Origin of the sequence: Pedobacter sp. HMWF019 (assembly GCF_003061025.1) — a bacterium.
Classification (GTDB): domain Bacteria; phylum Bacteroidota; class Bacteroidia; order Sphingobacteriales; family Sphingobacteriaceae; genus Pedobacter.
The window spans coordinates 1-3,596 of record NZ_QAIL01000151.1 but is presented as its reverse complement, the minus strand read 5'-3'; the positions used below and the strand labels follow the sequence as shown (position 1 = coordinate 3,596).

Here is a 3,596-nt window from a genome sequence, read left to right as displayed (position 1 = left end):
CTTTTATCTTATAAAAAAAGAAGGATGAGCTCGAAGGCTGCTTAAGCTTAGGCGGGCAGAAAAAGCCCGAAAACCTTAAAAGGCCTTCTCTCTTCACCCTTCTTTTTTTCTGGGCGCATACCTGAGTTCCGGTATAAATATTCCGGTTGATCATTCCTCAATCCATAATCAGACAGGAAAAGCAACAAATTAAATCGAAAAACAACGATCTTAAACCTGCATACTTTCAGCTCCGGTCCAGGTCTGATCCAAATTATTGACTAGTCTAATAAAAACAGGGATCAAACAGGGACTAAACAGGGGTTAAACAGGGACAGAACAGGGATAAAATTCCTGTTCTGTCCCTGTTTATTCTATATATAATACTTGTTTAGTTCTTATTTACTAATACCTACTATCAAATCAGTTATCCACCAGACATAAACCAAGCAGATCATAAAAAAGAGGAAGATTAAAAAATCAACAAACGGTTCCAAATCCGGAAAAGTTGGAATAGTAATCAAAGCCTATACCCTAATCCAAAACCCGCACCTTGCCCGGTCTCCTCCCTCCTCTGCAATTTGCTAAGGAAAATTCTCGTACGCTGCGGAAAGGCCTCAGAGATCTGCGGGCTTCTTCAGCCCGCCTGATATCGTTAGCCTTGAAGTAGCTGTACAGAATTTTCCGACATAATTCAGCCCTCTTGATATCGTTAGTCCCGAATCAACAAGCTAAATTTTTCAAAATTCACCTCTTTATATTTTTATACTGTATCTTTAAATCATCATGACCACTCCAGAAAATAACATCCCCAGGGAAGCCTTGCGTGCTGTTGCAACTGGCCTGCTTCTCATGTCTGTATTCACCATGATTTGGAGTTCGATCGCAAATGGTGGTTATCAAGGTCAGGACCATCACTTGTTCCTATACCTCTGCATCATCATCGTTCTTGTCTTTATAGTCAATAGCATCAAGTTGTTTCGTCTCTCCTCAACACTGCCATTATCTTCCTCCGACCAGCAAAATCAGGAGAAAAAAAGATCAGGAAAATGGTTTGCTATCATTTTTGGTCTTGAAGGCATCAGCATTCCAATTGCGATCAACATTGCCATATATATGCATCACCCAGAACTGTCTATTCCACTTATGGCGCTGGTGGTGGGTTTGCATTTTTATCCCCTGGCCTGGGTATTTAGAAGAAAAATAGACTATTTTCTAGCCACCTGGAGTTGTATAATTGCAATTTCAGCCATTTATTTCAGCCTTCATCAGACCTTCTCTCAAGGGAATATATTAGCAATGGTAGGCACAGGGCTAGCCCTTGCTACCATTGCTTATGGGATTTATATGATTTATAAGGGCAGGAAGATGGCCATAAAAGCACTGCACCAGCAATCAGCCATCTAAAATCCCCTACAATGCCTCTATTTGTACAACAACACTTGTCCTGTTCAAATCAAGCAATGGATTAAATCCAACTTTCATTAAAAAATCACCAGAATAAACCTGCTCCCCAGACAATGCAGAAGACACGCCCGGATACAGATTCACCTCTTTAAGCCTATATTTCCTTGCAGGATCCAAACCTTTCAACCGTATAGGTAATTTACTTCCTTCATCATACCTGCTGCTCACCAGGTAATTAAAAACAACCCCCTTAGAGAGATCAGCAGACAGATACAACATCGAAGCAACGCTGCCTTCCCGAGGATTGGCCAACCTGTATTGATTGCCCTGCCAAATGGTCGATTTCAAACCATTATACACCTGTATCGCCTCTTTGCAAAATTTCAGGTCATTTTCCGAAAGTTTGCTTACCACAATATCAAAACCCAGCTTACCCATCATTGCCACATCCGTGCGGAACTTAAGCGGCTGCTTGCCCCAATCGGTTACATGGTTCGAACTGCTAATGGCCGGATAGAAATAAGAATATTCCCATTGCATAAAAATACGCTCCAGAGGATCTGTATTGTCACTTGGCCAGAATTCGGTAAAATACTGCAATGCCGCATAATCTACCCTGCCACCGCCACCAGAACACAACATCATAGGCACCGTTGGGTACTTGGCACGGATTCTCTCCAGCACCTTATACAAACCCCGCACATACTCAATGTAAAAATGGTTCTGATTTTTCAACGTAGCCGAATGTGCATTGTAAATTACCGCATTACAATCCCACTTGATATAAGCCAGCTCCGGATTTTTAGTAAACAAACCATCTACAACACCATATACAAAATCCTGCACCTGCGGGTTGGTCAAATCCAGGATCAGCTGGTTCCTGAAATAGTATTCCTCCCGCTTGTCTTCCTTCACCACCCAGTCCGGATGCTTTTCATAAAGCTCACTTTTAGGGTTCACCATTTCAGGCTCAATCCAGATCCCAAATTTCACGTCATTATTTTGTGCCTCTTTTACCAGCGAGGCAATGCCATTTGGCAATTTTTTCTTGTTCTCCTGCCAATCGCCCAGGCCCGCGTGATCATCATTTCTTGGATATTTATTAGCAAACCAACCATCATCCAGCAGGAAAAGATCAACGCCTAATTTTTTAGTGTCCTTTAGCAAGTCCGCAAGCTTATTTTCATTGAAATCGAATTGCGTAGCTTCCCAATTGTTGAGCAAGGTAAGCCGGCTTCCCTTTCCATCCATCAATTTGTAATTCCTTGCCCAGCTTTGAAGTTTACGGCTGGCCGCACCTTTACCCTGATCAGAAAAAGTATATAAAAAGGCCGGTGTCTTAAAGACTTCACCTGATTTTAGCGTATAAGGAGAAGCATAGTTGTTGATTCCCGCAATGATCCTCAGGTTGTCCTGATAATCTACTTCAAGGTCAATCCTGAAATTACCACTGTATTCCATTGCACCATACAATACATCGCCTTCATCTTCTCCGGCCGGTTTGTCTAAAGAAACCATAAAAACAGAAGGCTGGAAAAGGTTGGCCCGGGTACCCAGTTTGGTATCCAATGTCTTGATACCATGAGTCAGTTTAGATTCTTCCGGCTGCATTTCTTTAGCCCAGTCGCCATGATACTGTTTTAACCAGTAGCTACCCGCCTTTAAATGCAGGTTGGCAGATGCAAATTTATGAAGGACCACATTTCCTTTTTCCTGGTGGCGGATCTCTGTCCATTGCTCTATCACATCTTCGTTATAATACACCTGGTAAAACAGCGTCACTTCAAAGGCGTAAACAGGGTCCTTTAATACTACAGACAGCAATTTTACCCCTTCTTTTACATCTGTGATTTTGTGGCTCACATATTTAAGGTCCAGGGAATTGTTTCCATCGGCATGCGTTACGGTAATGGCAGGTTCCATAAGATTCCGGGAGCCGGATGGTGTATACACTGAATTTAACAATCCAGTATAATCGCTGGTCTGTTTATACACACCCGGTACATGGGCATACTCTCCCGTACTGGTTAATTTTTTACCAAAATAAATGGTGGAGAGGTCCTTTTTGGCGCCAACCTGAAGGGCCAGTGCATTATTTTTCGATTCTACCGGAATCACAAATGCAGACTGTGCTTTTGCCATAAAGGCACCGCCTGTACCGATAAAAAAAACAAAGAAAAATGGTTTAACAAGGAATCGGAATTTAAAAG

At 42.2% G+C, this 3,596-nt stretch carries 2 protein-coding genes; one reads left to right on the top strand and one right to left on the bottom strand.

Features of this window, described 5'->3' with window-relative positions:
* Positions 1-765 precede the first annotated feature (765 nt).
* Positions 766-1,386, top strand: a complete 621-nt coding sequence (locus tag DBR11_RS09725) for a hypothetical protein (protein ID WP_108552048.1) — start codon at positions 766-768, stop codon at positions 1,384-1,386.
* Between the two features lie 6 nt (positions 1,387-1,392).
* Here DBR11_RS09725 and DBR11_RS09720 read toward each other — a convergent pair whose 3' ends face one another.
* Positions 1,393-3,528: an alpha-galactosidase gene (locus DBR11_RS09720; RefSeq protein WP_108552050.1), complete on the bottom strand. Its 2,136-nt coding sequence runs from the start codon at positions 3,526-3,528 to the stop codon at positions 1,393-1,395.
* Positions 3,529-3,596: the final 68 nt, after the last annotated feature.

Coding starts and splice junctions, on each gene's coding strand:
- DBR11_RS09720 (WP_108552050.1), bottom strand. CDS start 3,528: ATGGCAAAAGCACAGTCTGCATTTGTGATTCCGGTAGAATCGAAAAAT.
- DBR11_RS09725 (WP_108552048.1), top strand. CDS start 766: ATGACCACTCCAGAAAATAACATCCCCAGGGAAGCCTTGCGTGCTGTT.